General features: G+C 71.6%; 24 protein-coding genes. 11 read left to right on the forward strand and 13 right to left on the reverse strand.

The features are described from left to right. The 5 genes from GQR16_RS06950 to GQR16_RS06970 all read right to left on the reverse strand — a co-directional run bounded on the left by GQR16_RS06950 (position 1) and on the right by GQR16_RS06970 (position 4,490). Positions 1–834 carry a hypothetical protein gene (locus GQR16_RS06950; RefSeq protein ID WP_157414427.1) on the reverse strand — a complete coding sequence of 278 codons (834 nt, stop codon included), beginning with the start codon at positions 832–834 and terminating at the stop codon, positions 1–3. A gap of 80 nt (positions 835–914) precedes the next feature. Beyond that, positions 915–1,304 (reverse strand): SHOCT domain-containing protein, encoded by a 390-nt coding sequence (locus GQR16_RS06955; protein WP_157414428.1) that lies wholly within the window; start codon positions 1,302–1,304, stop codon positions 915–917. Positions 1,305–1,445: 141 nt separating this feature from the next. Continuing rightward, positions 1,446–2,288: an ABC transporter ATP-binding protein gene (locus tag GQR16_RS06960; protein ID WP_157414429.1), complete on the reverse strand. Its 843-nt coding sequence runs from the start codon at positions 2,286–2,288 to the stop codon at positions 1,446–1,448. A gap of 52 nt (positions 2,289–2,340) precedes the next feature. After that, entirely contained in the window at positions 2,341–3,240 is a 900-nt protein-coding gene (locus tag GQR16_RS06965; protein ID WP_157414430.1) for a bile acid:sodium symporter family protein, read from the reverse strand. Positions 3,241–3,305: 65 nt separating this feature from the next. Then, positions 3,306–4,490, reverse strand: coding sequence for an alpha/beta fold hydrolase (locus tag GQR16_RS06970; protein WP_157414431.1), 1,185 nt, complete (start codon positions 4,488–4,490; stop codon positions 3,306–3,308). Between the two features lie 184 nt (positions 4,491–4,674). Between GQR16_RS06970 and GQR16_RS06975 the strand changes: the two genes are divergently transcribed. Beyond that, the gene (locus tag GQR16_RS06975; RefSeq protein ID WP_157414432.1) at positions 4,675–5,106 is read left to right on the forward strand and encodes a DUF1801 domain-containing protein; all 432 of its coding nucleotides are present in this window, start codon (positions 4,675–4,677) and stop codon (positions 5,104–5,106) included. Here the strand turns inward: GQR16_RS06975 and GQR16_RS06980 are convergent. Further along, positions 5,012–6,712, reverse strand: coding sequence for an ABC1 kinase family protein (locus GQR16_RS06980; RefSeq protein ID WP_157414433.1), 1,701 nt, complete (start codon positions 6,710–6,712; stop codon positions 5,012–5,014). The genes GQR16_RS06975 and GQR16_RS06980 overlap by 95 nt on opposite strands. 38 nt (positions 6,713–6,750) lie before the next feature. Further along, positions 6,751–7,305, reverse strand: a complete 555-nt coding sequence (locus tag GQR16_RS06985) for a PadR family transcriptional regulator (protein ID WP_157414434.1) — start codon at positions 7,303–7,305, stop codon at positions 6,751–6,753. Positions 7,306–7,458: 153 nt separating this feature from the next. Here GQR16_RS06985 and GQR16_RS06990 point away from each other — a divergent pair, with 153 nt between their 5' ends. Beyond that, positions 7,459–8,856 (forward strand): alanine--tRNA ligase-related protein, encoded by a 1,398-nt coding sequence (locus GQR16_RS06990; RefSeq protein WP_157414435.1) that lies wholly within the window; start codon positions 7,459–7,461, stop codon positions 8,854–8,856. 192 nt (positions 8,857–9,048) lie between these two features. Here the strand turns inward: GQR16_RS06990 and GQR16_RS06995 are convergent, their stop codons facing one another. Further along, positions 9,049–9,513, reverse strand: coding sequence for an Lrp/AsnC family transcriptional regulator (locus GQR16_RS06995; protein WP_157414436.1), 465 nt, complete (start codon positions 9,511–9,513; stop codon positions 9,049–9,051). A gap of 80 nt (positions 9,514–9,593) precedes the next feature. Here GQR16_RS06995 and GQR16_RS07000 point away from each other — a divergent pair, with 80 nt between their 5' ends. The 7 genes from GQR16_RS07000 (at position 9,594) to GQR16_RS07030 (ending at position 17,704) form a co-directional block, all read left to right on the forward strand. After that, entirely contained in the window at positions 9,594–10,556 is a 963-nt protein-coding gene (locus GQR16_RS07000) for a DMT family transporter (protein WP_157414437.1), read from the forward strand. A gap of 89 nt (positions 10,557–10,645) precedes the next feature. Then, positions 10,646–11,482: an endo alpha-1,4 polygalactosaminidase gene (locus GQR16_RS07005; RefSeq protein WP_157414498.1), complete on the forward strand. Its 837-nt coding sequence runs from the start codon at positions 10,646–10,648 to the stop codon at positions 11,480–11,482. Positions 11,483–11,575: 93 nt separating this feature from the next. Continuing rightward, on the forward strand, positions 11,576–12,301 hold the full coding sequence (locus tag GQR16_RS07010; protein WP_157414438.1) for a GNAT family N-acetyltransferase: 726 nt from the start codon (positions 11,576–11,578) through the stop codon (positions 12,299–12,301). Positions 12,302–12,489: 188 nt separating this feature from the next. Continuing rightward, positions 12,490–13,422: an ABC transporter permease gene (locus GQR16_RS07015; RefSeq protein ID WP_157414439.1), complete on the forward strand. Its 933-nt coding sequence runs from the start codon at positions 12,490–12,492 to the stop codon at positions 13,420–13,422. Beyond that, the gene (locus GQR16_RS07020) at positions 13,419–14,351 is read left to right on the forward strand and encodes an ABC transporter permease (RefSeq protein ID WP_157414440.1); all 933 of its coding nucleotides are present in this window, start codon (positions 13,419–13,421) and stop codon (positions 14,349–14,351) included. The genes GQR16_RS07015 and GQR16_RS07020 overlap by 4 nt, the downstream gene beginning before the upstream one ends. A gap of 5 nt (positions 14,352–14,356) precedes the next feature. Further along, on the forward strand, positions 14,357–15,988 hold the full coding sequence (locus tag GQR16_RS07025; protein WP_157414441.1) for a dipeptide ABC transporter ATP-binding protein: 1,632 nt from the start codon (positions 14,357–14,359) through the stop codon (positions 15,986–15,988). Positions 15,989–16,051: 63 nt separating this feature from the next. Beyond that, positions 16,052–17,704 (forward strand): ABC transporter substrate-binding protein, encoded by a 1,653-nt coding sequence (locus GQR16_RS07030; protein ID WP_157414442.1) that lies wholly within the window; start codon positions 16,052–16,054, stop codon positions 17,702–17,704. 54 nt (positions 17,705–17,758) lie between these two features. On the opposite strand, the gene GQR16_RS07035 is transcribed toward GQR16_RS07030, so the two are convergent. The 5 genes from GQR16_RS07035 to GQR16_RS07055 form a co-directional block, all read right to left on the reverse strand. After that, positions 17,759–18,880: an NADH:flavin oxidoreductase/NADH oxidase gene (locus tag GQR16_RS07035; RefSeq protein WP_246200605.1), complete on the reverse strand. Its 1,122-nt coding sequence runs from the start codon at positions 18,878–18,880 to the stop codon at positions 17,759–17,761. Next, on the reverse strand, positions 18,877–20,301 hold the full coding sequence (locus GQR16_RS07040; RefSeq protein WP_157414443.1) for an NtaA/DmoA family FMN-dependent monooxygenase: 1,425 nt from the start codon (positions 20,299–20,301) through the stop codon (positions 18,877–18,879). The genes GQR16_RS07035 and GQR16_RS07040 overlap by 4 nt, the downstream gene beginning before the upstream one ends. After that, positions 20,298–21,392, reverse strand: coding sequence for an LLM class oxidoreductase (locus tag GQR16_RS07045; RefSeq protein ID WP_157414444.1), 1,095 nt, complete (start codon positions 21,390–21,392; stop codon positions 20,298–20,300). Before GQR16_RS07045 ends, GQR16_RS07040 begins: the two co-directional genes overlap by 4 nt. A gap of 138 nt (positions 21,393–21,530) precedes the next feature. Beyond that, positions 21,531–22,538, reverse strand: coding sequence for a sensor histidine kinase (locus GQR16_RS07050; RefSeq protein ID WP_157414500.1), 1,008 nt, complete (start codon positions 22,536–22,538; stop codon positions 21,531–21,533). Positions 22,539–22,624: 86 nt separating this feature from the next. After that, positions 22,625–23,329, reverse strand: coding sequence for a response regulator transcription factor (locus tag GQR16_RS07055; RefSeq protein ID WP_157414445.1), 705 nt, complete (start codon positions 23,327–23,329; stop codon positions 22,625–22,627). An 88-nt stretch (positions 23,330–23,417) separates the two neighbouring features. Between GQR16_RS07055 and GQR16_RS07060 the strand changes: the two genes are divergently transcribed. Together GQR16_RS07060 and GQR16_RS07065 are read left to right on the forward strand one after the other, a co-directional pair. Beyond that, complete coding sequence (locus GQR16_RS07060; RefSeq protein ID WP_157414446.1) at positions 23,418–24,059, forward strand: M15 family metallopeptidase; 642 nt, start codon at positions 23,418–23,420, stop codon at positions 24,057–24,059. After that, positions 24,056–24,754, forward strand: a complete 699-nt coding sequence (locus GQR16_RS07065) for a VanZ family protein (RefSeq protein WP_246200606.1) — start codon at positions 24,056–24,058, stop codon at positions 24,752–24,754. Before GQR16_RS07060 ends, GQR16_RS07065 begins: the two co-directional genes overlap by 4 nt. Positions 24,755–24,759 lie beyond the last annotated feature (5 nt).

Consider the following 24,759-nt stretch of genomic DNA (forward strand, 5'->3'; position numbering starts at 1 on the left):
TCAGGCGCCCAGCCGTCGCACGACGGCGGTCGCGGTGCGGTCGTCGAGGCCCGGGAGCGAGCGGATGCCTCGGGCGAGCGCCGCGACCGCCGCTCCGTCGGAGGTCGCGAACCGCACGAACGCCGCACGTTCGGCCGCTCCGACGGCGGCACCGCCGAGCGGCCAGGGCGAGCGCCGGATCTCGCGCCGCGCGAGACGCGCCGCTCGCGGCGACGCGCCGAGCCTGCGGCAGGTCTCGCCCTCGAAGAACGCGGTGTGCCTGGACTTGATCGCGCGGATGCGGGCGATCAAGTCACCGAGCGCCGGCCCGGCTGCTCCCGGATCGGTCGCGATCGGGATCGCCGCCGCCGCGAGCCGTGCATATGCGAGGTCGAGCACGAGGTCGTCGACGTAGCCGAGCGCGAGGTGCGCGCCGATCACGTCGAATCCCTGCACGAAGCCGGCCAGCGCGCGGCGGACCGGGCCCCGCCCCGACGTCGCGATGCCCGCGGCGCGATCCTCGGGATCTTCGGCCTCGCCCGCGATGCGCCGCAGTGCGTCCGCGATCCAGTACTTCTCGTACGCCCACGAGACGAGGAACGCCGTCACCCGGGCGTCCTTGTGCGTGGCGGTCACGAGCACGTTGCGCAGGTACGCCATCGTCGCGCCCTCGAGCTCGGCGAGGGCGGCGAGCGTGCGCCGGCACTCGGGTGCGAGCCCGGCGCGGGCGATCGCCTCGAGGTCGAACTCGTCGCGCAGGCTCCCCTGCGCGGTGCGGGCGAACCCCCGGACGTCGAACGGCGCCGGCCCGCGCCCCACGGTGGGGGCGCGGCCGACGCCGGTGGACGGGTTCATGTGCCGAGGTTACTCCGCGACCGGCCGCCCGGCACGGGGTGCCGGTCGGCAGTTCGCGAGCCGCGACATCCGCCCGCGATTCAGAACTTGCTGCCGAGGGCCTTGGCCTTGATCGCGTCGAACTCGCCGTCGCTGATCACGCCCTGGTCGCGCAGCGCCGAGGCCTTCGCGATCTCGTCGGCCGGGTTCGCGAACGAGACCTTTCGCACCTCCTCGTCGGAGTACTCGACGATGTCCGGCCTGCTGCCCGCCGATCGCTCCCCCATGCCCTGGCCGCGCACGATCAGGTAGACGAGTCCGGTGATGAACGGCAGGAAGACGAGCAGCACGATCCACAGCGCCTTCATCCACCCGTTGATGTCGTGGGAGCGGAAGATGTCGATCGCGATGTAGATCAGCGCGAAGAGGTAGGCGACGTAGGCGAAGATCAGGAAGCTGAACCAGATCCAGTCCCACACGGTGGCGAACATTCCCATATTCGGGGCCCTCTCGATCGGAGCACGCAGCGGGCGTGCCGTCTGGCGCTCAACCTATCGCCGCACCGCCCGCCGAGGAAGAGGCGCGCCCGGGCGTTTCGTCGGCATGCGGGCGCGGTGCCGTCGCGGCGCGCGCTAGGCGATCGCCGGCGCGGTCGCGGCCCGTGCTCGCCGGGCGCGCGCACCCCAGCGCCCGTCGCGGTACTCCACGTCGATCGGATGATCGAACGCCGAGGAGACGTGGGCGCTCGTGATGACGTCGCGTGCCGGGCCGGCCACGACCACCCGACCCTGCGCGACGAGCAGCGCATGCGTCGTCGTGCTCGGCAGTTCCTCGAGGTGGTGGGTGACGAGGATCGAGGCGATCTCGGGATGGGTCTGCTCGAGCAGGTCGATGGTCTCGAGCAGCTGTTCGCGCGCGGCCACGTCGAGCCCGGTCGAGGGCTCGTCGAGCAGCAGCAGCCTGGGTTCGGCCACGAGCGCCCTCGCGATCAGCGTGCGTCCGCGCTCGCCCTGCGAGAGCGTCGGCCAGCGGCTGTCGCCCTTGCCTCCGAGGCCGAGCATCTCGATGAGCGCGTCGGCGCGGGTCGCCTGCTCGGGCGTCGCCTGCCAGCGCATCGCGGTCTCGATCGTGCCGGTCAATCCGGTGAGCACGACCTCGCGCACCGACAACGGCGACCGAACCGGATGCCGCGGGTTCACGTGTCCGATCTCACGGCGCAGCGCCTGCAGCTCGACGTGCCCGAGTCGGCCGCCGAGCACGTCGACGGTGCCCGACGACGGATGGGTGACCGCGCCGCAGAACCCGAGGATCGTGCTCTTGCCCGCGCCGTTCGGGCCGAGCAGCGCCCAGTGCTGCCCGGCCTCGACGACGAGGCTCACGCGGTCGAGGATCGTGCGGCCGTCGCGCACGAACGTGACCTCGTCGAGTCGGAGCACGGGTGTTCGTGCGGGGTCGTGCTGGGCTCGTCCGTTCACCCGTGCGATGCTACGGGACCGGCCGCACCCGCCCGACCGCCCGCCCGCCCGCTCAGACGGTCGCCGGCTGCTCGGCCGCGTCGTCGCCGACGGCGGCCGCGGCGTCCGCCCGATCGCGGATGAGGAACCCGAAGCCGAACGCGATGAAGAACATGAGCACGCCGTAGACCGCGGCCGGCAGGCTCAGCTCGGTCGAGAGCAGCACGGTCTGCGCGATCACGATCGCGAGGGTCGCGTTGTGGATGCCGATCTCGAACGACGCGGCGATGGCCTGCCGCTTGCCGACCCGCAGCCAGCGCGGAACGAGGTAGCCGATCGAGAGGCTGATCAGGCAGAACACCACGGTGATGAGCGCGAGCTGGGCGAAGTTCGCGAGGAGCAGCGCCCAGTTCGACGCCACGGCTCCGGCGATGACGACCACGAGGATCACGACCGAGGCGATGCGCACGGGCTTGTCCATGCGGTCGGCGAACGTCGGCGCGAAGCGTCGCACGAGCATGCCGAGGGCGACCGGCAGCAGCACGATGGCGAACACCTCGAGGGTCTTCGACCATTGCAGGCCGAGCTGGTCGTCGAACGGGTTGAAGAAGAGGATCGCGAGGTTCGTGATGATCGGCAGGGTGAAGACCGCCAGCACCGAGTTGACCGCCGTCAGCGAGATGTTCAGGGCCACGTCGCCGCGGAAGAGGTGGCTGTAGAGGTTCGCGGTCGTGCCGCCGGGCGAGGCCGCGAGCATCATCATGCCGACGGCCAGCACGGGCGGCAGCTGGAAGGCCAGCACGAGACCGAAGCAGATCGCCGGCAGCACGATCAACTGGCAGAGCAGGGCGATGATCACCGCCTTCGGCTGCTTCAGGACCCTGGCGAAATCGCCGAGGGTCAGACTGAGCCCGAGACCGAACATGATGATGCCCAGGGCCACGGGAAGGCCGATGGTGGTCAACGCTGACATGCACACAGTGTGCCGGATGTCGCGGGCGGGCGTGAGGCCCCTGTGGAGGGGGCCGGCGCCGTCGGTCAGTCGAGCGAGTCGAGCCAGCCCTCGAGCGTCGGCAGCGCGAGGTAGGCGATGGTGCTGTGGGTCGCGAGCGGCACGACCTCGTAGGTGACGTCGTCGCCCAGTGCACGCACGTGTTCGACGAATTCCGCGGTGTCTGCCGGCAGCACGAGCGCGTCGTCGGCGCCCTGCGCGATGTACACGGGCGCCTCGACGGCGCGCTGTCCGGCCGAGTTGTCGGCGAGCAGGGTCGCCCACGGCTCGGTCTTCGTCGGGTCGTGTGCGAAGAAGTCGCCGATGAGCGGTTGCCCGATCTCGTGCAGCCGGTCGAGGTTCGTCAGCAGGCAGAGCTCGTTCATCTCGGGCGATGCGGCGACCGCGGCCGGCGTCAGGATCTCGTCGAGCTCGGCGCCCGGCGTGCTCGGCCCGTACACCGAGGCGAACGCCGGGAACGCGTAGGAGCCGATCGTCACGCCCGAGATGTCGTCGAGGTGCGAGCCCATGAGCGCCGTGAGGTCCGCGGCGGGTGCTGCGGCCGCGACTCCGGCGACCGTGAGCTCTGGCGCGTAGTCCGGCGCCTGCTCGGCGGCGAAGAGCACCGCCTGCCCGCCCTGCGAATGACCCCACAGCACGACCCGGTCGCTCGCCTCGGCTGCCTCGAGGTGCTGCGCCGCGCGCACGGCGTCGAGCACGCTCCGAGCGGCGGTCTGCGCGACCAGGTACGAATCGGGGCCCTCGGTGCCCATGCCGGCGTAGTCGGTCGCCACGACCGTGTACCCCCGATCGAGCATGAGCCGGAGCCCCTCGATGCCGATGAACGGGTCGAAGCCGCGCGACGGCGCGCACGAGGCATCCGTTCCCGTCGTCGGATGCCCCCACGCGAGCACCGTGCGCCCGTTCTCGGGCGCGGGGCCGAGCGGGGTCACGACGATGCCCGTCACGACGATCGGGTCGACGTTCAGGTCGGTCGAGCGGTACATGATGCGCCAGGCCTCGGAGGCCGCGGGCACGCCCTCGAGCGGCTCGCTGCGCACGAGGGTGCCCGGCTCGCCGTCGGCCGCGCCGTCGGGCTGTTCGTAGAAGTCGGCGAGGCCCGGCTGCTCGGCGGCGTCACCGGCAACCCGGATGAGCTCGACGGCGACGAGCGCGCCGACCACGGCGATGACGGATGCCGCGACCACGGCGACGACTCGGCGAGCCCGCATGCCACTCCCCCTGCGACGCGCCCGGAGCACCGCGAGTCCAGCATCGCCCGTGAACTCGGCTCGGCGCAATGGGCTCGCCGGGTGCACCGATGCCGCGGCGGCCGGCCGCCCGTCGCGACCGACCGCCCGATCCGGCTCGCGACCCCCGCAGTACGCTGGAGCCGAGTCCCGACGAGGAGGCCCCATGGCCGAGAAGCAGCCCGCGATGTCCCCGTCCGACCTGCCGGTCGAGGTCGTGCTCGACCGGGCGACGGGCGCGCGCCGCGCCGAGGCCGACGAGCTGAACGCCATGCTCTGCGAGATCAGCGGCGAGGAGCCGGTCGTCTGGGCCGGGCGGATTATCGGGTTCGGCGAGTTCGAGTACCGCTACGAGAGCGGACACGGCGGGCGCTCGCCGATGCTCGCGTTCGCGCCGGGACCGACCAAGCACACGATCTACCTCGCGGAGGACTTCGCCGACCGCTGGCCCGACCTCGTGGCCGCCCTCGGCCCGCACCGGGCGAGCAAGGTCTGCCTCTCCCTCACCCGGCTGACGAACGTCGACCGCGCAGCGCTCCGCGGCCTGCTCGAACGTTCGCTCGCCGACGCGCGGTCGCAGGCGGATTCCGCCGACTGACGCGGAGCACCGCGCCCGCGACGAGGAGCCCGCTGAACAGGATCGCCGAGACGGTCCTCCGGTTCGCACGCTCGAGCCGGGCGATCCGCCGTTCGAGGGCCGGGGTCGCGACGACGACGTCTCCCTGCTCGATGCGCGTGATCACGGCGTCGAGCCGCTTCGGCAGACGCCAGGCGAGGCCGACGACCTCGAACGCCTGCTGCGCGACATCCTGCACCACGTTGCCGCGCTCGTCGCGGATCAGCTTCGTCGCGTACGGCTCGATGGAGTCCCACAGGTTGAACTCGGGATTCAGCGCGCTGCACACCCCCGAGGTCAACGACATCGCCCGGATGATGAGCAGGAAGTGCTCGGGCAGCTGGAACGGCAGCGAACGCACGACCTCGCCGAACTGCTCCGCGAACTCGCGGAACTCCCGCGGATCGACCTCGCGCAGCTCGGCGAACCCCATGCCCCCGAACCGGGCGAAGAGCTGGGTCATCGCGCGCTCGAGCTCTCCGGTGTCGGCGGAGGGCAGGAGCACTCCCACGTCGCGCACCGCGTCGATGAGGCCCTTGCCGTCGCGCGAGGCGGCCGCGATCAGCAGTTTGCGGAGGCCGCTGCGGGTGCCGGCCGGAACCTCGCCCATCATGCCGAAATCGATGAAGGTGAGCTTCCACGGGCGGGGCGCCGAGGCATCAGAGCCGGCGACCCGCTCGAGCGGCGTCACGAAGATGTTGCCCGGGTGCGGATCGGCGTGGAAGAAGCCGTTCGTGAACAGCTGGTCGAACATCACGGCCGCGAAGACCGGCGCGACCTCGGCCGGATCGATGCCGGCTGCGGCGAGCGCCGCGGCATCCGTGATCTTGACGGCCGTGACGTCTTCGAGCGTGAGCACGCGTCTGGTCGATCGCTCCCAGACCACGGTCGGCACGCCGACCCGGTCGTCGTCGGCGAAGTCGGCGGCGAAGCGCTCGGCGTTGACGGCCTCGTGCACGTAGTCGATCTCCTCGAGGCTCGTCTGGGCGAACTCCTCGACGAGGGCGTGCGTGTTCACGCGGTCGGAGACCAGCCGCACGTGGCTGAGCCAGCCGGCCACCTTGCGGAGCGCCGCCAGGTCGACGTCGACGATCGCGTCGATGCCGGGTCGCTGCACCTTGACGACCACGCCGCTCAGCCCGGTCTCGGCCGCATCCACCGGACCCAGCAGGGCTCGATGCGCCTGCCCGAGGGAGGCCGCCGCGATCGGCACCTCGTCGACCGACGCGAACGCCCGTTCGAGCGGCATGCCGAGTTCGGCCTCGGCGAGCGCCCGGATCGCGTCGAAGGGCACGGGCGGCACCTCGTCCTGCAGCCCGGCCAGCTCGGCCGTGATCTCGGGCGGCAGCACGTCGAGCCGCGAGGACATGAACTGGCCGACCTTGATCATGAGGCCGCCGAGGTCGACCGCGAGGGCGTGGAAGCGTCGTGCGAAGCGTCGCATCCGCTTCGACCTGGTGCGCTCGGCGAGCCTCGCGAGCCCGATGCGCGGGAGCAGCAGTTCGTACCACCACGTCACGGCGAGGTTCCAGCCCGCGAACCGCAGGATACGGCGGTACCGCGCGCGGGTGTCGCCTGCGCCGGGCATCGACTCGCCTCGATCCCGACGAACGGATGCCACCCTCGTCAGTCCTGGGCGAGGATCGAGTAGAGGCGGCGACGCGCCTCGTCGAGCGCGGCCACGGCCTGCTGCACCTGCTCGGGCGTGCCGGTGCGGCCGACCTGGGCCGCAGCCTGCGCGAGCTCGAAGCCGGCCTTGGGCAGGGCCGCGGCGCCGCCCGCGTCGGAGGCCTGCGGGTTCCACGGTTCGGACCCGGCCGCGTCGGCGACCGCCGCGCGCCCCTCGTCGGTCAGCGAGTAGGTTTTGCGACCGTTGGACTCCTGGGCGCTGATGAGCCCTTCGTCGGCGAGCAGCTGCAGCGTCGGGTAGACGGAGCCCGCGCTGGGCTTCCAGGTGCCGCCGCTGCGCTCCTCGATCTCGTGGATGATCTGGTAGCCGTGCATCGACTGCTCGGCGAGCAGCGCGAGCACGGCCGCGCGCACGTCGCCGCGACCTGCGCGACTGCTGCCTGCGCGCTTCTCGAAGGTGGAGCGCAGCTGCTCCATCGCCTGCCAGATGTTCTCGGCGCCGACGCCGAAACCCCCGGTCGGGCCGAATCCGGATGAGAACGAACCAGTCATGACGACCTCTTCCTCGGAGCGTGAACGATACTCGACGATATATCCGGATCTCTCGCGCCGGTAGGGGTCGGGGCGGTCCCCCAGCATGCTCGCAGGATCGCGCTCGCGGCGCGCCGCGCCCGAACGGATGCGCGATTGCGGTCGAATGGGCGCGTGACCGCAGACGAGATCCGACAGGCGTTCCTCGAGTTCATGGCCGAGCGCGGCCACGTGATCATCCCCCGCTCCCCGTTGATCCCGCACGACGATCCCACGACCCTGTTCACCGGAAGCGGGATGCAACCCCTTCTGCCGTACCTGCTCGGGGCAGCGCATCCGGCCGGCGGTCGACTCGCCGACAGCCAGACGTGCCTGCGCGTGCAGGACATCGAGGAGGTCGGCGACAACCGGCACACGACCTTCTTCGAGATGCTCGGCAACTGGAGCCTCGGCGAGTACTTCAAGGAGGAGCAGATCCCCCAGATCTGGACCTTCCTGACGGAGAAGGTCGGGCTCGACCCCGATCGCATCTACGTGTCGTGCTTCAGCGGCGACCCGGCCCACGGCATCCCGAAGGACGAGGAGGCCGCCGGCATCTGGACGCGGCTGTTCACCGCGGCCGGCGTCTCGACGGGCACGTTCGACGCGGGAACCGAGGAGCACGCGGCCGCCGTCGGCACCGACGGTGCGCGCATCGCGTTCTACGGCAAGAAGAACTGGTGGTGCCGCGGCGGATCGGCGGCCGACATGCCGATCGGCGAGCCCGGCGGACCCGACAGCGAGATCTTCTACCTCTTCCCCGACGTCGAGCACGACCCCGCCTACGGCGCCAACTGCCACCAGAACTGCGACTGCGGCCGGTTCATCGAACTCGGCAACTCGGTGTTCATGGAGTACCGGAAGACCGAGACCGGATTCGAGGAGCTGCCGCGCCGCAACGTCGACTACGGCGGCGGCCTGGCCCGCATCGCGGCCGCGGCCATGGACAGCCCCGACGTCTTCCGCATCACCCTGCTGTGGCCGATCGTCGAGCGTCTGCAGGAGCTGTCGGGCCGGTCGTACGACGACGAGACGCGAGCGATGCGCGTCGTGGCCGACCACCTCAGGGGGGCCGTGTTCCTCGCCGTCGACGGCGTGCAACCGAGCAACAAGGCGCAGGGCTACGTGATGCGGCGCCTCATCCGCCGCGCCATCCGGTTCGCGTTCGACCTCGGGCTGGAGGAGAACTTCTTCGCCGAGGTCGTTCCGACGATCTCGCGCATCTACGAGGCGCACTACCCCGAGGTCGCCGACCACTCCGAGTACGTGCTGCGCGTGCTGGCGAAGGAGGAGCAGGCGTTCCGTCGCACCCTTCGGAAGGGGCTGAAGCAGCTCAACGCGTACCGCGCGACGGGGGTCACGGGCCGCGAGCTGTTCCTGCTCTCCGACACGTTCGGGTTCCCGGTCGAGCTCTCGACCGAGGAGGCGCGACGACAGGGCATCGAGCTGAGCGCCGACTGGCGGGCGGAGTTCGACGAGCAGCTCGACGCGCAGCGGCGGCGTTCGCAGCGCACGACGACGCTGCACGTCTGAAGCGACCCGGTCGGCCTGATCCCTCGCCGTGGGCGTCCTCTTGCCACGATGACGGCTCGCCGCGAGTTTGGCCTGCACTGGGGATGCGCACCTGAGGCGCCTCGCCAGGTGCGAATCCTGGGTCCTCCACTGTGTCGGGTCGTCCTCAGCGCGACCATGGGCGACGGATGCCGGTGGTCGAACTCCTGCGGTTCAGCCGAGCGGCAGCGGCGAGCGCGGCTTCGTGACGCCGAAGGCGAACGTGGTCGTGATGCCCGCGATCGACGGGATGGCGCGGAGCTGCGTTCGCATGAGCTCCTCGTACTCGCTGAACGAGGCGACGGCCACCTTCGCGAGGTAGTCGTCGTCGCCCGCGAGGAGGTACGCCTCGACCACCTCGGGGATGTCCCGGAGCCGCTCCTCGACCTGATCGACCACGTCGGTCGCGTGCGACGAGAGCCGGAGCCGCACGAACGCGGTGATCGCGAGCCCGACCGTGCCGGCGGCGATCTCCGCCGTGTATCCCGTGATGACCCCGTCGTCCTGCAGCGCCCGCACGCGGCGCAGGCACGGCGACGGCGACAGCCCCACTCGGTCGGCGAGCTCCTGGTTGGTGAGGCGCCCATCGTGCTGGAGTTCGAGCAGGATGTGGCGATCGATGGCATCGAGGGTTCGCATTGGCATATTCTGCCAAATCAGCTGCAGATCGTGGCACGATCGGCAATCGGCTGCGCCGACGGATTTCCTATCGTTGCGGCATGCTCGAGAACTCAGCGCGACGACGTCTCCTCGTCGGCATCGTGGCCATGGCGGTCGTGGTGCTGCTCTGGGCATCGTTCGCGCTCACGCTGCGCGGCGTCGAGGGGTCGACGCTGACGACGGTCGACCTGAGCATGGTGCGGTTCGCGATCCCGGTGGCGGTGCTCGCGCCCTGGCTGCCTCGGGCCGTCCGCGAAGTCCAGGCGGAGCGGCCCGCGACCGTGCTCCTGCTCCTCGCCGGCGGGCTGCCGCACTTCCTCGTCTCCGCGCTCGGGGCCCAGCTCGCTCCGGCCGCGCTCGTGGGGCTCATCATCCCGGGCACGGTGCCGCTCTTCGTGACGGCGCTGGCCGTCGCGGGCGGTCGCGCCCGGATCCCCGGGCGGCAGCTGGCATCCGTCGCCCTGATCGTCGTCGGGGTCGCCGTCGCGGCGGTCATGACGAGCGCGACGGTGCCGCCGGTCGGGATCGGGGTGCTGCTCACCGCGGGATTCGTCTGGGCGGTCTACACGACGGGGTTGAAGCGCAGCTCGCTGAGCCTCACCTCGACCGTGCTGGTCGTCTGCGCCCCCGCGGCCCTCGCGGCCCTCGCGCTCGGCCTCTCCGGGGCGATGCCGTCGCACCTGCTGTCCGGAACGGCCCGACCCGGAGACGTCGTGCTCTTCGCGGTGCTGCAGGGGCTCGGCACCGGCGTCGTCTCGACGATCGCGTACGCGCACGCGGTGCGCGTACTCGGCAGCGGCATCGCCGCGACGGCCGGCGCCCTGAGTCCGGTCGCCGCCGCACTGCTCGCGGTTCCGCTGCTCGGCGAACCCCTGACGATCGGCGTCGTCGCCGCGATGACCGTGATCGTGGCCGGCGTGCTGCTCTTCAACGCACCCCGGCGCCGTCGACGGGCACGACGTCGAACGGATGCCGCGCCGCGCCCGCCCCGTCCGGTCGCCGCCCCGGCGCTCGGCGCGTGACAGCATGGGAGACGATGAGCTCCCCCGTCGATCGTGGACCCCGCCGTTCCTCGACGCCCGCCCGCGACATCCGAATCGGCAGGCGGCGGATGCTCACCGCGTGCGCGCTCATCGCGGCCGTCGCGTTCACGGCCGGATGCGCGGCGGATGGCGCCCCCGCGCCTGAGGCTCCGGTACCCGGTACCCCCGCGCCCGGCGCCGTCGTCCTGCCTCCGGCCGGAGCAGCACCCGACTACCAGCTCGGCGGGGCGTACGAACCCGATCCGGCGGTCGGGATCGTCGCCCGTGATCGCACGAGCGCCCCCGCCGACGGCCGATACTCCATCTGCTACGTGAACGGGTTCCAGACGCAACCCGGCGAGCGCGATGCGTGGCCCGACGACCTCGTGCTCGCGCACGACGGCGCCGACGTGGTCGACCCCGACTGGCCCGACGAGGCGTTGCTCGACACATCCACCGCCGAGCAGCGTGCCGGCATCGCCGACGTCGCGGGGCCGTGGATCGAAGGCTGCGCGACCGCGGGCTTCGACGCCGTCGAGTTCGACAACCTCGACTCGTACACGCGATCGGGCGGCGCGATGACCTTCGAGGACAACCTCGCGCTCGCCGCGATGCTCGTCGGCATCGCCCACGACCACGGCCTCGCCGCAGGGCAGAAGAACGCCGCGGAGGAGACCGAGCGGCTGCACGCCGACGCGGGCTTCGACTTCGCCGTGGTCGAGGAGTGCCTCGCGTACGACGAGTGCGAGGCCTACACCGACGTGTACGGCGAGCACGTCGTCGCGATCGAGTACACCGACGCGCTCCCCCGCCCCTTCGCCGAACGCTGCGCCGAGCCCGACGCGCCCACCTCGATCGTGCTCCGGGACCGGGACCTCACGGTGCCGGGCGACTCCGCGTACGTCTTCGAGCTGTGCGAGGCGTGACGTGGGCGCCCCGATCCGTCACACGGCGACACGTGTTGCGTGGGGTGACGAGCGTCCTTGCGAGCGACCCGCCCGCCGCCGCACAGTGGGCCCATGTCCGACCCTGCCCTGACCACGACCGCCCCCGCACCGCACGCCGACGCGACCGTGCTCGACAACGCGCCCTGGTTCTCACTCGCCGGCCCGCACGCCTCGTTCGCGATCGGCAACGACCTCGTGCGCCGATACCCCGAGGACGTCGCACCGTTCGTCGCCGTGCGCACCTGGGACGACCCCGGGGTGTGGGACGCCCTGGTCGACCTCGTCGGCCGTGACGCCGTCATCGGGCTCTCGGGCTTCGAGGGCGAGCTTCCGCCGGGGTGGGAGACCGTCGGCCATGGCGCAGGGGTCCAGCTGGTGCAGACCGACGCCCTCAGCACCCGCCCCGACGAGGAGGCGATCCTGCTCGGCGCCGACGACGTGTCCGAGATGCTCGCGATCGTGAGCCGCAACCAGCCGGGCCCGTTCCTGCCGCGCACCCACGAGCTCGGACGCTACGTCGGCATCCGGCGCGACGGACGGCTCGTGGCCATGGCCGGCGAGCGGCTGCATCCGGAGGGCTGGACCGAGATCAGCGCGGTGTCCACCGATGAGGCGTACCGACGCCAGGGCCTCGCCTCCCGGCTCGTGCTCGACGTCGCCTTCCACATCCAGCAGCGCGGCGACCGCGCCCTGATGCACGCCGAGGCGTCGAACCACGGCGCCATCGCCGCCTACGAGCGGCTCGGCTTCGCGCTCCGCCGGCGCTCGGTGTTCTCCGCGGTGCGCACTCCGGCGTAACGGGAGCGCCGGCTCCGAGACGCAATGCGTCCGAGTCGGCGGCCTCCGCATTGCGACCGGAGTCCCGCGGTTGCGACGCGAGTCGCGCGGTTTCCGGCTGTGACGACGCCCCCTGCGAACCCGTTCGCGCTCGTGCTCTGCTGTCCTCAGTCGGCTCCGCATCCCGCGGGCCGGGGACGGAGGTCACGGTGCGATACGTCATCCGACGGGTGCTCTACGCAGTGTTCGTCGTGTGGGCGGCGTACACGATCACGTGGCTGCTGCTGTTCTACCTGCCCGGAAACAGCGCGTCGATGATAATCAGCGGCGCGGGCGCCGACGTCGACCAGACGCTGCTCGCATCGCTCGAGGCGCGCTACGGACTCGACCGACCGGCGTACGAGCAGTACTTCGGGCTGCTGTGGCAGACCGTCACGGGCGATCTCGGAACGTCGATCACCCTCGGCGTGCCCGTCGCGGTCGTCGTCGGCGGCGCGCTCCCCCACACGCTGGCCCTCGGCGGACTCGCGCTCGCCTTCAGCGTCGTGCTCGGACTCGGCATCGCGCTCCTGGCCAACACCGCACGGGCGACCTGGCTGCGCAACATCCTGTTCTCGCTGCCCTCGGTATTCCTGTCCTTCCCGGTGTTCCTGACCGGACTCATCCTGATCCAGGTCTTCGCGTTCAACCTGCACCTGCTGCCGGCGGTCGGCAACGACGGCTTCCGCGCGCTGATCCTGCCCGCCCTGACATCCGGCATCCCGGCCAGCGCCGCGATCGCCCAGGTGACGGCGAAGAGCCTCTACGAGTACACGCACGGCCCGCAGGCCACCTTCCTCACGGCCCGGGGCGTCGGTCGCGGCCGGATCGTGTACGCCCACGGCCTGCGCAACGCGGTCATCCCCGCGGCCACGATCATCGGCATGTCCGTGGGCGGCATCCTCGCGGGCGCCGTGATCACCGAGACCGTGTTCTCCCGGCAGGGACTCGGGCGCGTGCTGCAGGCCGGGGTGGTCAGCCAGGACGTGCCCGTCGTGCAGGGCGTCGTGATCATCTCCGCGCTGCTGTTCGCGCTCGCCAACCTCGCCGTCGACCTCTTCTACCCGCGGATCGATCCGCGCATCCGATTGGGGATCGCATGACCCTGCAGTTCGAAGACCGCGCCGTCGCCGAGCACGACGAGCACGCCGAGACCGCGCTCGCGGAGGTGCCCGGCGGCATCGCCGTGGTCGGCACGACGCCCGCCAGGGCCCGGCCGCGCCGGTCGGCTCGCGTCGTGCAGCTGACGCAGCCGAGCTTCATCCTCTCCGCCCTGCTCGTCGTCGCCGTCGTGACGGCCGCGTTCCTCCCGACGCTGTTCACGAGCCTCGACCCGTATGCGACCGACCTCGCGAACAAGCTCGCGGCGCCGACCTGGCAGCATCCGCTCGGCACCGACAACCTGGGCCGCGACCAGTACGCACGGGTCGTCTACGGCACCGGCAACACCCTCATCGCGTCGTTGCTCGCCGTCGTGCTCGGGCTGTCCGTGAGCGCCGTGCTCGGCATCCTCGCGGGCTACCTGGGCGGCTGGGTCGACGAGGTCGTCGGACGGTTCGTGGACATCTTCCTCGCCGTGCCCGGCCTGCTCGTCTCGCTCATGATCGTGACGACGCTCGGCTACGGCACGATCAACATCGCGATCGCCGTGGGCATCGGCTCGGTCGCCGCGTTCACGCGCATCCTGCGCGCCGAGGTGCTGCGCGTGCGCGAGTCCGACTTCGTCACGGCGGCGCGGCTCTCGGGCCTGCGGTGGTGGAGCATCCTCCCCCGCCATGTCTTCCCGCACTCGATCGGGCCGCTGATCGCCCTCCTGGCCCTGCAGTTCGGCGAGGCGCTGCTCGCGATCTCCGCCCTGAGCTTCCTCGGATTCGGCGTGCAGCCGCCCGAACCCGAATGGGGCCTGCTCGTCTCCGAGGGACGCACCTACCTGTCGAGCGCCTGGTGGCTCGCGATCCTGCCCGGCATCGTCATCGTGCTGGTCGTGCTCGCCGCGAACCGGGTCAGCAAGTTCATCGAGAAAGTGACCTGAGCGCCATGACCACGCCTCCCCTCCTCCAGGTCGCCGACCTGTCGGTGCGCTACTCGACCGACGGCGACGACGTGCTCGCCCTCGACCGCGTCTCCCTCTCGCTCGAACGCGGTGAACGGCTCGCCGTGATCGGCGAGTCGGGCTCGGGCAAGTCCACGCTCACCCACGTGCTGCTCGGCATCCTCTCGCGGAACGCCCACGTGACCGCCGCCCGGGGCGAGCTCGACGGCGTCGACCTGTTCGGCGGCCTCACCGAGACGCAGTGGACCGAACTGCGGCGCTCGCGCGTGGCGTACATCCCGCAGGATCCGAACATCGCGCTGAACCCCGTGCTGCAGATCGGACGCCAGCTCGACGAGGCGCTGCGACTCTCGCCGCGGAAGGTCGAGAAGCTCCGCCGACGCGACGAGGCCATCGCCCTCCTCGAGCGCGTGGGCATCGCCGACGCCGAACGGGTGTACGCCTCGTACCCCCACCAGGTCAGCGGCGGCCAGCGCCAGCGCGTGCTCATCGCGATCGCCCTCGTCGGCCGCCCCCGACTCATCGTCGCCGACGAACCCACGTCCGGCCTCGACGTGACCGTGCAGAAGACGGTGCTCGACGCCCTCGACGAGCTCGTCGCCGAGACGGGCGTCTCGCTGATCCTCGTGACCCACGATCTCGCCGTCGCGCGCCAGCGGACCGACCGCGTGCTTGTGCTCGAACGCGGTCGCGTCGTCGAGTCCGGTGCGACCGCGGCCGTCACCGACGACCCGAGGCACGCCTACACGCGGCGACTCCTCGACGCCGTGCCCTCGCTGCACGAGGGCAAGCTCGCACCAACTCCTGGGCTGTCGCAGGTCGACCCCGGTCACCGCGAAGGGGGTCTCGTGGCGCAGGGGCTCGTGAAGACGTACGTCACGCGCGATCCGCGTCGCGGGAAGATCCTCACGCCGGCCGTGGGCGGCGTCGACCTCGCCATCGAACCGGGCACCACCTACGGGCTGGTCGGCGAATCCGGCTCAGGCAAGTCGACCATCGCCCGCATCGTCGCCGGCATCGATCGGGCCGACGAGGGGTCCGTGCACTTCCGCGGTCAGGATGTCGCGCGCGCACGCGGTGCCGACCTGCGCACCCTCCGCACCCGCATCCAGTACGTCTTCCAGAACCCGTACACGTCGCTGAATCCGCGGTTCCGCATCTTCGACGTCGTCGCCGAACCGCTGCGTGGATTCAAGGTCGCGAGCGGCGCCGAGCTCGACCGCCGCGTCCGAGACGCGCTCGACGTCGTCGGCCTCGAGCCGTCGATCGCGACCCGCACCCCCACCGAGCTGTCCGGCGGTCAGCGCCAACGAGTCGCGATCGCCCGCTCGATCGTGCTCAGGCCAGAGCTCATCGTGCTCGACGAGCCCGTCTCCGCGCTGGACGTCTCGGTGCAGGCGCAGATCATGCAGCTGCTCATCGACCTGCAGCACGAGTTCGGCGCCGCCTACCTCTTCATCTCGCACGACCTCGCCGTCATCCGCGAGCTCTCCGACCGGGTGGGGGTGCTCCGCCGCGGCGAGCTCCTCGAGGAGGGCCCGGTCGGCGAGGTGTTCGCACAGCCGAAGCACGAGTACACGCGCCGCCTGATCGACTCGATCCCGCAGTTCGCCTGACGGCCGCGGCGCCATCAGACCACCCGAAGCATCCCGCACATCACACGAACAGGAGCCACACCCATGTCCATCTCCCGAACCTCACGCCGGGCCCGCGCGGCCCTCGGCGCCGCCGCCGCAGCAGCTGCGGCGGCGCTCCTCCTGACCTCCTGCGCCGGCCCGGCCGCGAGCAGCGGCGGCGACGTCGGCGACCGCGTCGACGGCGGCAGCATCACCGCGTACAGCGCGAACATCACCTACCTCGACCCGCGCCAGAACCACGGCTTCGTCGGGCGCGCCATCGCCGACTCGCTGCTCGACATCGACCCCGACACGTTCGAGCTGAAGCCGTGGCTCGCGACCGACTGGACGGTGAACGAGGACCAGACCGAGTTCGGCTTCACGCTCCGCGACGACGTCACGTTCTCCGACGGCACGCCCCTGACGGGAGCGGTCGTCAAGGCGAACTTCGACGCCGCGGTGCAGCAGATCGAGGACGGCAACGGCTGGTACATCCGGGGCCTGTTCGACAACTACGTCGAGACCGAGGTCGTCAGCGACACCGAGGTGGTCGTGAAGTTCAGCGAGCCGAACCCGGCGTTCCTGCCGACGGTGCCCACGAGCTTCCTTGCGATCCTCTCGGCGGACACGTTCGACAAGAGCTACGAGGAGCGCCAGTCTGGCGACTTCGTCGGCAGCGGGCCGTTCGAGCTCGAGAGCTACACGCCGAACGAACAGATCACGCTCGTTCGACGCGACGACTACGACTGGGCCTCGGATGTCTCGGAGCACACGGGTGCCGCGAGCCTCGAGAAGGTCACGATCAACTTCGTCGACGAGCAGAGTGTGCGGGAGAACGCCCTGCTGGCCGGAGAGGTGCAGCTCGCGCAGAATCCGACAGTCGAGGGATCCAAGCAGCTCGTCGACCAGGGGTTCAGCCTGATCTCGCGAGCGCAGTCGGGCAACCCGTACAGCCTCGTGCCGAACTTCGCGCGACCGCTGACGAAGGACCTCGACCTGCGCCGCGCCCTGTCGAAGGTGATCGACCGCGACACGATCCAGGCGAGCATCACGACCGACGCCGAGCCGGCGTCCACGAGCGTGCTCACGCCCGAGACGTTCGGCTACGCCGACCAGTCGGCCTTCATCGACTACGACCCCGCAGGCGCCGAGCAGATCCTCGACGACGCGGGCTGGGTCGCCGGCGATGACGGCATCCGCGAGAAAGAGGGTCAGCGACTCACGTTCACGATCGTCAACTGGTGGGAGCCGAAGGCCGTCATCGACGCCCTGCAGCTCATCAAGGAGGACGCCGGAAAGGTCGGCATCGAGATCGACCTCGTGAACGAGGCCCCCGGCGGCAGCACGTGGACCGACGGCGAGGGCGACTTCCTCTACAACAACGCCACCCGCGCCGACGGCGGCATCGCGCTCTACTCCCAGTACACCGACGAGTACCTGCAGACGAACTCGGGGGCGACCACCGACGAGGTGACCGAGCCGGGTTCGGATCTCAGCCGGATCCTCGAGGAGTCCTTCGTGGAGCCCGACATCGACGCCCGTCAGGACCTCCTCGCCCAGGCGCAGGAGATCATCGTGCGCGACGCGGTGCGGATCCCCGTCTTCGACAACGTGAACAGCGAGTCGGGCTACTTCGCCTCGGACCCGAAGCTGCACGGCCTCCGCGAGAACTCGATCTCCGAGCTCGTGCTGTACGACGCCTGGCTCGGCAACTGACCCACGCACGACGGGCCGGTCTCGCGTTCGAGCGAGGCCGGCCCGTCGTGTCGTCTACGCCCACGCACCCCGTGCGTACTGCGGTTGCCAGGTCGAGGACTCCCCTTCGCCGAGCTCGTGCGCGGCGCGCAGCGCGAAGTACGGATCCCGGATCGCCGCGCGTCCCATGAGCACGGCGTCCGCGCTGCCGGAGCGAACGATGCCGTCGGCCTGACGGGCGTCGGTGATGAGCCCGACGGCCGCGGTCGGCGTTCCGGTTCGAGCGCGGATCTCGGCGGCGGCCGCGACCTGGTAGCCGGGCGCGACCGGGATCTCGGCCGGCAGCAGCCCCCCGCTCGAGACGTCGACCAGGTCGACGCCGAGGCCGGTCAGGCCCTCGATGATCGCGACGGTGTCGGCGATCGTGAGCCCCCCGGGCAGCCAGTCGGTCGCCGAGAGGCGCACGAGCAGCGGGACGTCGTCTGGGATCGCCGCTCGCACCGCGCGCACGACCTCGTGCAGCAGCCGCTCGCGACCGCCCTCGCCGCCCACGCCGTACTCGTCGCCGCGACCGTTCGTCAGCGGCGAGAGGAACGAGTGCAGCAGGAACCCGTGCCCGGCGAGGAGCTCGACGGCGTCGAACCCGGCGCGGACACCTCGGGCCGCGGCATCCGCGAACGCGCGCACGATCTCGGCGAGGTCGGCGCGCTCGAGCGGGCGCGGCACGGCGAGCCCGGGCACGGGCCGCGCGTCGACCGAGCGCGGCTGCCACCCGCCCTGCCCGACGGGCACCGTACCGGCCCGACCCGACCAGGGCGAGGCGAGCGACGCCTTGCGGCCGGCGTGCCCGAGCTGGAGCGCGATCGGCGCACCTCGGTCGTGCACGAAGCCGACCACGCGCGCCCAGGCGTCCGCCTGCGCGTCGGTCCAGATGCCGGTGTCGGCGGCGCTGATGCGACCCTCCGGCGAGACCGCGGTCGCCTCGGTGAACAGCAGGCCCCACCCGCCCGACGCACGGTCGCCGAGATGCGCCAGGTGCCAGTCTCCAGGCCGACCGTCGACCGCCGAGTACTGGCACATGGGCGAGAGCCAGAGCCGGTTGCGCAGCTCGAGGCCCCTGAGACGCAGCGGCCGGAACAGCGAGATCCGATCTTCGGATGCCGCGGCATCCGCGATGCCGACCGCGAGATCGGTCACGCGCTCACCGCCGCCGCCTCGAGCAGGGCGGCGCGCTCGGGCACGCGGTGACCGATCGTCTCGGGCAGGCCGAGGTTCTCGCGGAGCGTCGTGCCCGGGTACTCGCTCGGATACACGCCGCGCTCCTGCAACTCGGGCACGAGTCGGTCGACGACGTCGCCGAGGCCGTCGGGGAACGCGTCGGGCGTCACGTTGAGGCCGTCGAACGCGTCGGAGCGCACGAAGTGGGCGAGTTCGTCGGCGACGTCGCCCGCAGTGCCGACGAACGCCCGCGCGCGGGTCAGGTGGTCGACGAGCTCGCGGATGCTGTAGCCGTGCGCGTCGGCGAGCGCCCGCCATTCGCGGACCTTCGCCGACGGCTCGTGCCCGGTGTGCACGATGCCGTGCGTGCGACTCTGGCGCTCGGCGGCCGGGTCGTCGGCCGGAAGCGGGCCGTCGAGGTCGACGTGCGCGAGGTCCTCCTGCCACACCTCCTCGACGATCTGCCGCACCCGCCGGTCGGTGAGGAAGCGCTCGCGCAGGTGGCGCGCCTTCTCGTCGGCGTCGGCCGGGGTGTCGCCGATCACGATCGAGGCGCCGGGGACCACGAGGATGTCGTCGCCGGTGCGTCCGTACGAACGTGCGCGTCGGCGGATGTCGGCCGTGAAGGCCACCGCCTCGTCGAACTCGACGTGGTGGGTGAAGATGCCTTCGGCCCGACGGGCGGCGAAGTCGCGGCCCTCGTCGGAGTCGCCCGCCTGGAAGTACACGGCCTGCCCCTGCGGGCTCGGCGGAACCTGCGGCCGAACGCGGGCCCGGAGGTGGTCGCCGACGCGGTCGACGTCGGTGACGCCGCCGGGCCGCAACCAGGCAGGCTCGTCGCGGGAGTCCGCGGCGGCATCGGCGGCGAACCCGTCCCAGATCGCCTGCACGGCGGCGACGTGCTCCTCGGCGTAGAGGTAGCGGTTGTGCCGGTCGAGGAACCCGCCGCGGCGGAAGTTCTCACCGGTCCACCCGTTGTCGGTGGTGACCACGTTCCAGCCCGCCCGGCCCTCGCTCAACACGTCGACCGTGGCGATGCGGCGGGCGAGGTCGACGGGGTCGGTGTAGGTCGTGTTCAGCGTCGCGACCAGGCCGATGCGGCTGGTGCCCGCGGCGAGGTAGGCGAAGAGCGCGAGCGCGTCGGGGCGCCCGGTCACGGCGATGTCGTTGAGCCGCCCGAGATGCTCCCGCAACCGCAGGCTCTCGCCGAGGAAGACGGCGCTGAAGAGTCCGCGCTCGGCCTCCCGCACGAGCGCGAGGTACGCCTCGGGCTCGTAGTAGTCGCGCAGCTGCGGCGTTCGCGTCCAGTCGTAGATCGGCCCGAACGGCTGGAAGACGTTGAGGTGGAGCCGCGCGTGCGGGCGGGCGTAGTCGTCGGCGTGCAGCCTGCGGTCGTTCATGAGTTCTCCCTGGCGAGTTCGAAGACGTTCGTCGGACGCGGCAGCCCGAGCTGGTCGCGGAGGGTCTCGCCGTCGAGCGGCGTGCGGAGCACGCCGAGCGCGTCGAGGCGGGGCAGCAGTTCGTCGGCGACGACGGGGAGGTCGACGTCGAGCACCGCGGGGTGCAGGCGGAGGCCGTCGACGTGCGTCGCGAGGCCCGCGAGCTGCTCGGCGATCCGGGCGGCCGAGCCGCTGAGGCGCAGCCGGTCACCGACCCTCCACGGCGCGGCCCGGTCGAGGGCGTCCAGGCGCTCTGCGGCCGATTCGCCGCGGGCGTCGAGCACGATCTCCACCGCAGCGACGCGTCGCGGGACGCCGAGTCCTGCCGCGCGGCGTGAGCGCGCGAGCACGGCGTCGACGGATCGGCCGCCGACGACCGCGACGTCCACGAGCGGCGCCAGCACCTCGTCGGGCTCGTCGGCCCACACCACGAGCTGCCCCTGGGGCGGCCTCGGCAGCAGCCCGGGCCCGCGGATGTGGAACGTCTCGCCCTCGGCGTCGGCGTAGTGCCAGCGGTCGAGGTCGAGGAACCGGTCGCCCTCGACATCGGCGATCAGGATGTCGTCCTCCCACGTGTCCCACAGGCGCCGTACCGCGGCCACCACGTCGCGCGCCTCGCGCACGGCGGCGTCGTCGCCCGTGTGCGCCGCCCGCCCGTAGCCGGCGGCGAGATCGGGCGAGTCGACGGCGCGCACGAGCCACCCGGCGCGCCCGCGCGACGCCCAGTCGAGCGTGCTCAGCTGGTTCGCGAGGTGATACGGCTCGGCGTGGATCGCGTTCACGGCGGGCACCAGCCCGACGCGCCTCGTCGATGCGGCCGCGAACACGGCGGCCTCGATCGTGTCGAGGGCGGCAGGAACCTCGGATGCCGGTGCCAACGCATCGAGCTCCGGCACCGTCGCGAATGCGAGGCCCGACGCGTCGACGGCGGCGATGCGCGCCGTGATGCGCGCCGGTGTCAGCAGGCTCGACGGCGGATGGTCGGCGGCCCTCCAGGCGGCCGGGTGGGCACCCTCGCCCTCGAGATCGATGCCGATCGGAAAGCGGCTCATGTGTCTCCTCCGATGCTCCGGGGCATCCGGCACGCCCCCTGTTTCCGCAGCGTAAGCGGGCTCGACGGAACGATCGAGGGGTGTCCGTCGCGGCCGTCAAACAACGTCAGGCCGCGTCACGAGACGACTTCTGCGGCGCTACGCCGGCAGCGAGACCACGGCTCGAAGCCCGCCGGCATCGCGAGGAGCGAGGGCGAGGGTTCCGCCGTGCGCCCGCACGATGCTCTTGACGATCGCCAGCCCGAGGCCGACACCGGCGTGGTCGCCCCTGATGCGCTCGGTGCCTCGCCGGAACGGCTCGGTGAGCGTCTCGACGAGCGCGGGATCGAGCCGATCTCCGGTGTTCTCGACCGTGAGCACGGCCCACCCGGCGCGCATCGAGGTGCCGACCTCGACCGTGCCGCCGTCGAGGTTGTGCACGATCGCGTTGTGCACGAGGTTCGTCGTGAGCTGGAGCAGGAGTGCCGGTGAACCGGCCGCGAAGGCGATCTCGCCGGAGGTCTCGAGCGTGATGCCGCGGCGCTCCGCGAGCGGCAGGAGCGTCTCGGCGGCCTCCTCGGCGACGAGGGAGAGATCGACGCGCTCACTGGCGAACGACTGCTGCTCGGCCCGGCTCAGCACGAGCAGCGCCTCGGTGAGTTCGATGGCCCTGGCGTTGACCGCGCTGAGGCGTTCGACGAGGGCCTCGGCGTCGCGGTTCGGATCGTTGCGCGCGACGTCGAGCAGCGTCTGCGAGATCGCCAGCGGCGTGCGCAGCTCGTGCGAGGCGTTCGCCGCGAAGCGCCGCTGCTCGGCGACGTGGGCCTCGAGCTGGGCGAGCATGGCGTCGAAGGCGTCCGCGAGTTCGCGGAACTCGTCGCGGCTGCCCTCCAGCTCGATGCGATGCGAGAGCGACCCGTTCGCGGCCTCGCGCGTGGCCGCGGTGATGCGCCGGAGCGGTGCGAGCATGCGGCCGGCCAGGAACCATCCGCCCAGCACCCCGAACACGAGCAGGAAGAGGAGCGCCCAGGCCGCCGCCGGAACGAAGGCGCGCACGAGGTCGTCGCGGCCGGGCACGAATCCCTCGATCGTCTGGATCGCGTTCGACGGCACGTACCGCAGGAGGAACACCCAGACGACGGCCAGCAGCAGCGCCCCGGCCAGCATCAGGAAGCCCGCATAGCTGAGCGTGAGCCGCCAGCGGACGCTGAGACCCGGGCGCCGGTCTCCGTGCGGCCTATCCACGGCGCGGCCTATCCACGGCGGCCATCCACATCGGATTCGACACCGCCGGCAGGTGCGGCGTCGATGCGGTAGCCGACGCCCGGCACCGTCACGATCAGCCACGGTTCGCCCAGCCGCTTCCGCAACGCCGAGACCGTGATGCGCACCGCGTTCGTGAACGGGTCGGCGTTCTCGTCCCACGCCCGCTCGAGCAGCTCCTCGGCGCTGATCACTCCGCCCTCGGCGGCGACGAGCACCTCGAGCACGGCGAACTGCTTGCGGGTCAGCGCGACGTACCGACCGTCGCGATAGACCTCCCTGCGGAAGGCGTCCAGACGCAGGCCCGCGAGCTCCCGCACGGGCGGGCGGCTGTGGGCGCGCCGTCGGTCGAGCGCGCGCAGCCGGAGCACGAGCTCGCGGAGTTCGAACGGCTTGGTCAGGTAGTCGTCGGCGCCGAGCTCGAAGCCCGACGCCTTGTCGTCGAGCCGGTCGGCGGCGGTGAGCATCAGGATCGGCATGCCGGTGCCCGAGGCCACGATGCGTCGGGCGACCTCGTCGCCGGTCGGTCCGGGGATGTCGCGGTCGAGCACCGCGAGGTCGTAGGCGTTGACCGCCAGCATCTCGAGGGCCGTGTCGCCGTCCCCCGCGACATCCGCCGCGATCGCCTCGAGGCGCAACCCATCACGGATGGCCTCGGCCAGGAGTGGTTCGTCCTCGACGATCAGCACGCGCACCCTCTCGATGCTACGAGTCGGCGCATATCGTCGGCGTATCCGAATCCGCAGACGCCACGGCAACATGCGACCGCGTGAACTGGATCCCATGATCTTCAGGCACCATCCCAGCCCCTCGCGCCGCGGCATCCGCTCGGCGTTCCTCATCGTGCTCGCCCTCGGCGCCGTGCTGGCCGCGACGGCGATCGTCGGCGTGTTCGGCGAGCAGCTGTCGGCGGCGTGGCCGCAGCGCGCACCTGGGCAGGGCGTACCCGGGCAGGCCGCGCCCGGGCTCGCGGAGTCGGACGGCGGCCGCATGACCGACGACGCCACCGTCTTCGACGACGAGGTCGCGGCCGTGGCGAATCTCGACCCCGAGCTGCGCGACGCGCTCCGGCGGGCGGCGACTGATGCCGCGAGCGACGACATCGTCTTCCTGGTCAACAGCGGGTGGCGCTCGCCCGAGTATCAGGACGAGCTCCTGCGCGAGGCCGTCGCCGAGTACGGCTCCGAGGCGGAGGCCGCACGGTGGGTCGCGACGCCCGAGACCTCCCCGCACGTGCAGGGCGACGCCGTCGACCTCGGCCCGTTCGACGCCACGTACTGGCTGTCGCAGTACGGCGCCGCATACGGCCTCTGCCAGATCTACGCCAACGAGTCGTGGCATTTCGAGCTGCGCCCCGAGGCCGTCGAGGCCGGGTGCCCCGATCTCTACGCCGACCCGACCGAAGACCCGCGGATGCGGCGATGACCCGCGTGCACGGCGAGCCCGTTCACCACCCGCCCGCCACCTCCGACGAAGGGCACCATGCCATGACGGCGACGATCACGTCCGCGAGCACGACGACGACCTCGAGGTCGGATGCCGCGGCCACCCGCTCGCGGACCCCGGTGCGCGGCATCCTGACCCTCTTGTTCGCCGTCTACCTCGCCCTGCTCGTCTGGATCGTGCTCTGGAAGTTCGAGGTGCCGTGGATCGGCGACCCGGGCGAACGCGTGGTGAAGCTCGTGCCGTTCGTCGACACGGCGCAGTTCGGCGCGAGCGCGCCCCGCGAGGTGCTCGCGAACCTCGTGTTCTTCGTGCCGTTCGGCGTCTACCTGGGCCTGCTCGCGCCGAGGTGGTCGTGGTGGCGGGCGACCCTCGTCGTCGCCGCGACGAGCCTCGGCCTCGAGATCGGGCAGTACGTCATGGCCACCGGGAGCTCCGACAGCACCGACGTCATCGTCAACACGGCCGGCGGCCTCGCGGGTCTCGTGCTGCTCGGCGTGGCGCGCCCGGCGCTCGGGTCGAGGACGACTGCCGTCGTCACCTGGCTCTGCGCGATCGGCACCGTGTTCGCGCTGCTCGCCAGCCTGCTGCTCGTCGCCTCGCCCCTCCAGTACGGGCCGCCGATGCGTCACGTGGGCGGCGAGCCGCCGATGACGGTGAGTCGCATGCCACGATGAGTGCT

Origin of the sequence: Agromyces allii, from assembly GCF_009749385.1 — a bacterium.
Taxonomy (GTDB): domain Bacteria; phylum Actinomycetota; class Actinomycetes; order Actinomycetales; family Microbacteriaceae; genus Agromyces; species Agromyces allii.

Coding starts and splice junctions, on each gene's coding strand:
- GQR16_RS07000 (WP_157414437.1), top strand. CDS start 9,594: ATGCTCGAGAACTCAGCGCGACGACGTCTCCTCGTCGGCATCGTGGCC.
- GQR16_RS07050 (WP_157414500.1), bottom strand. CDS start 22,538: ATGCTGGCCGGGGCGCTGCTGCTGGCCGTCGTCTGGGTGTTCCTCCTG.
- GQR16_RS07030 (WP_157414442.1), top strand. CDS start 16,052: ATGTCCATCTCCCGAACCTCACGCCGGGCCCGCGCGGCCCTCGGCGCC.
- GQR16_RS06985 (WP_157414434.1), bottom strand. CDS start 7,305: ATGACTGGTTCGTTCTCATCCGGATTCGGCCCGACCGGGGGTTTCGGC.
- GQR16_RS06965 (WP_157414430.1), bottom strand. CDS start 3,240: ATGTCAGCGTTGACCACCATCGGCCTTCCCGTGGCCCTGGGCATCATC.
- GQR16_RS07045 (WP_157414444.1), bottom strand. CDS start 21,392: ATGAGCCGCTTTCCGATCGGCATCGATCTCGAGGGCGAGGGTGCCCAC.
- GQR16_RS07005 (WP_157414498.1), top strand. CDS start 10,646: ATGCTCACCGCGTGCGCGCTCATCGCGGCCGTCGCGTTCACGGCCGGA.
- GQR16_RS07065 (WP_246200606.1), top strand. CDS start 24,056: ATGACCCGCGTGCACGGCGAGCCCGTTCACCACCCGCCCGCCACCTCC.
- GQR16_RS07020 (WP_157414440.1), top strand. CDS start 13,419: ATGACCCTGCAGTTCGAAGACCGCGCCGTCGCCGAGCACGACGAGCAC.
- GQR16_RS07040 (WP_157414443.1), bottom strand. CDS start 20,301: ATGAACGACCGCAGGCTGCACGCCGACGACTACGCCCGCCCGCACGCG.
- GQR16_RS06975 (WP_157414432.1), top strand. CDS start 4,675: ATGGCCGAGAAGCAGCCCGCGATGTCCCCGTCCGACCTGCCGGTCGAG.
- GQR16_RS07060 (WP_157414446.1), top strand. CDS start 23,418: ATGATCTTCAGGCACCATCCCAGCCCCTCGCGCCGCGGCATCCGCTCG.
- GQR16_RS06980 (WP_157414433.1), bottom strand. CDS start 6,712: ATGCCCGGCGCAGGCGACACCCGCGCGCGGTACCGCCGTATCCTGCGG.
- GQR16_RS06950 (WP_157414427.1), bottom strand. CDS start 834: ATGAACCCGTCCACCGGCGTCGGCCGCGCCCCCACCGTGGGGCGCGGG.
- GQR16_RS07025 (WP_157414441.1), top strand. CDS start 14,357: ATGACCACGCCTCCCCTCCTCCAGGTCGCCGACCTGTCGGTGCGCTAC.
- GQR16_RS06995 (WP_157414436.1), bottom strand. CDS start 9,513: ATGCGAACCCTCGATGCCATCGATCGCCACATCCTGCTCGAACTCCAG.
- GQR16_RS07010 (WP_157414438.1), top strand. CDS start 11,576: ATGTCCGACCCTGCCCTGACCACGACCGCCCCCGCACCGCACGCCGAC.
- GQR16_RS06970 (WP_157414431.1), bottom strand. CDS start 4,490: ATGCGGGCTCGCCGAGTCGTCGCCGTGGTCGCGGCATCCGTCATCGCC.
- GQR16_RS06955 (WP_157414428.1), bottom strand. CDS start 1,304: ATGTTCGCCACCGTGTGGGACTGGATCTGGTTCAGCTTCCTGATCTTC.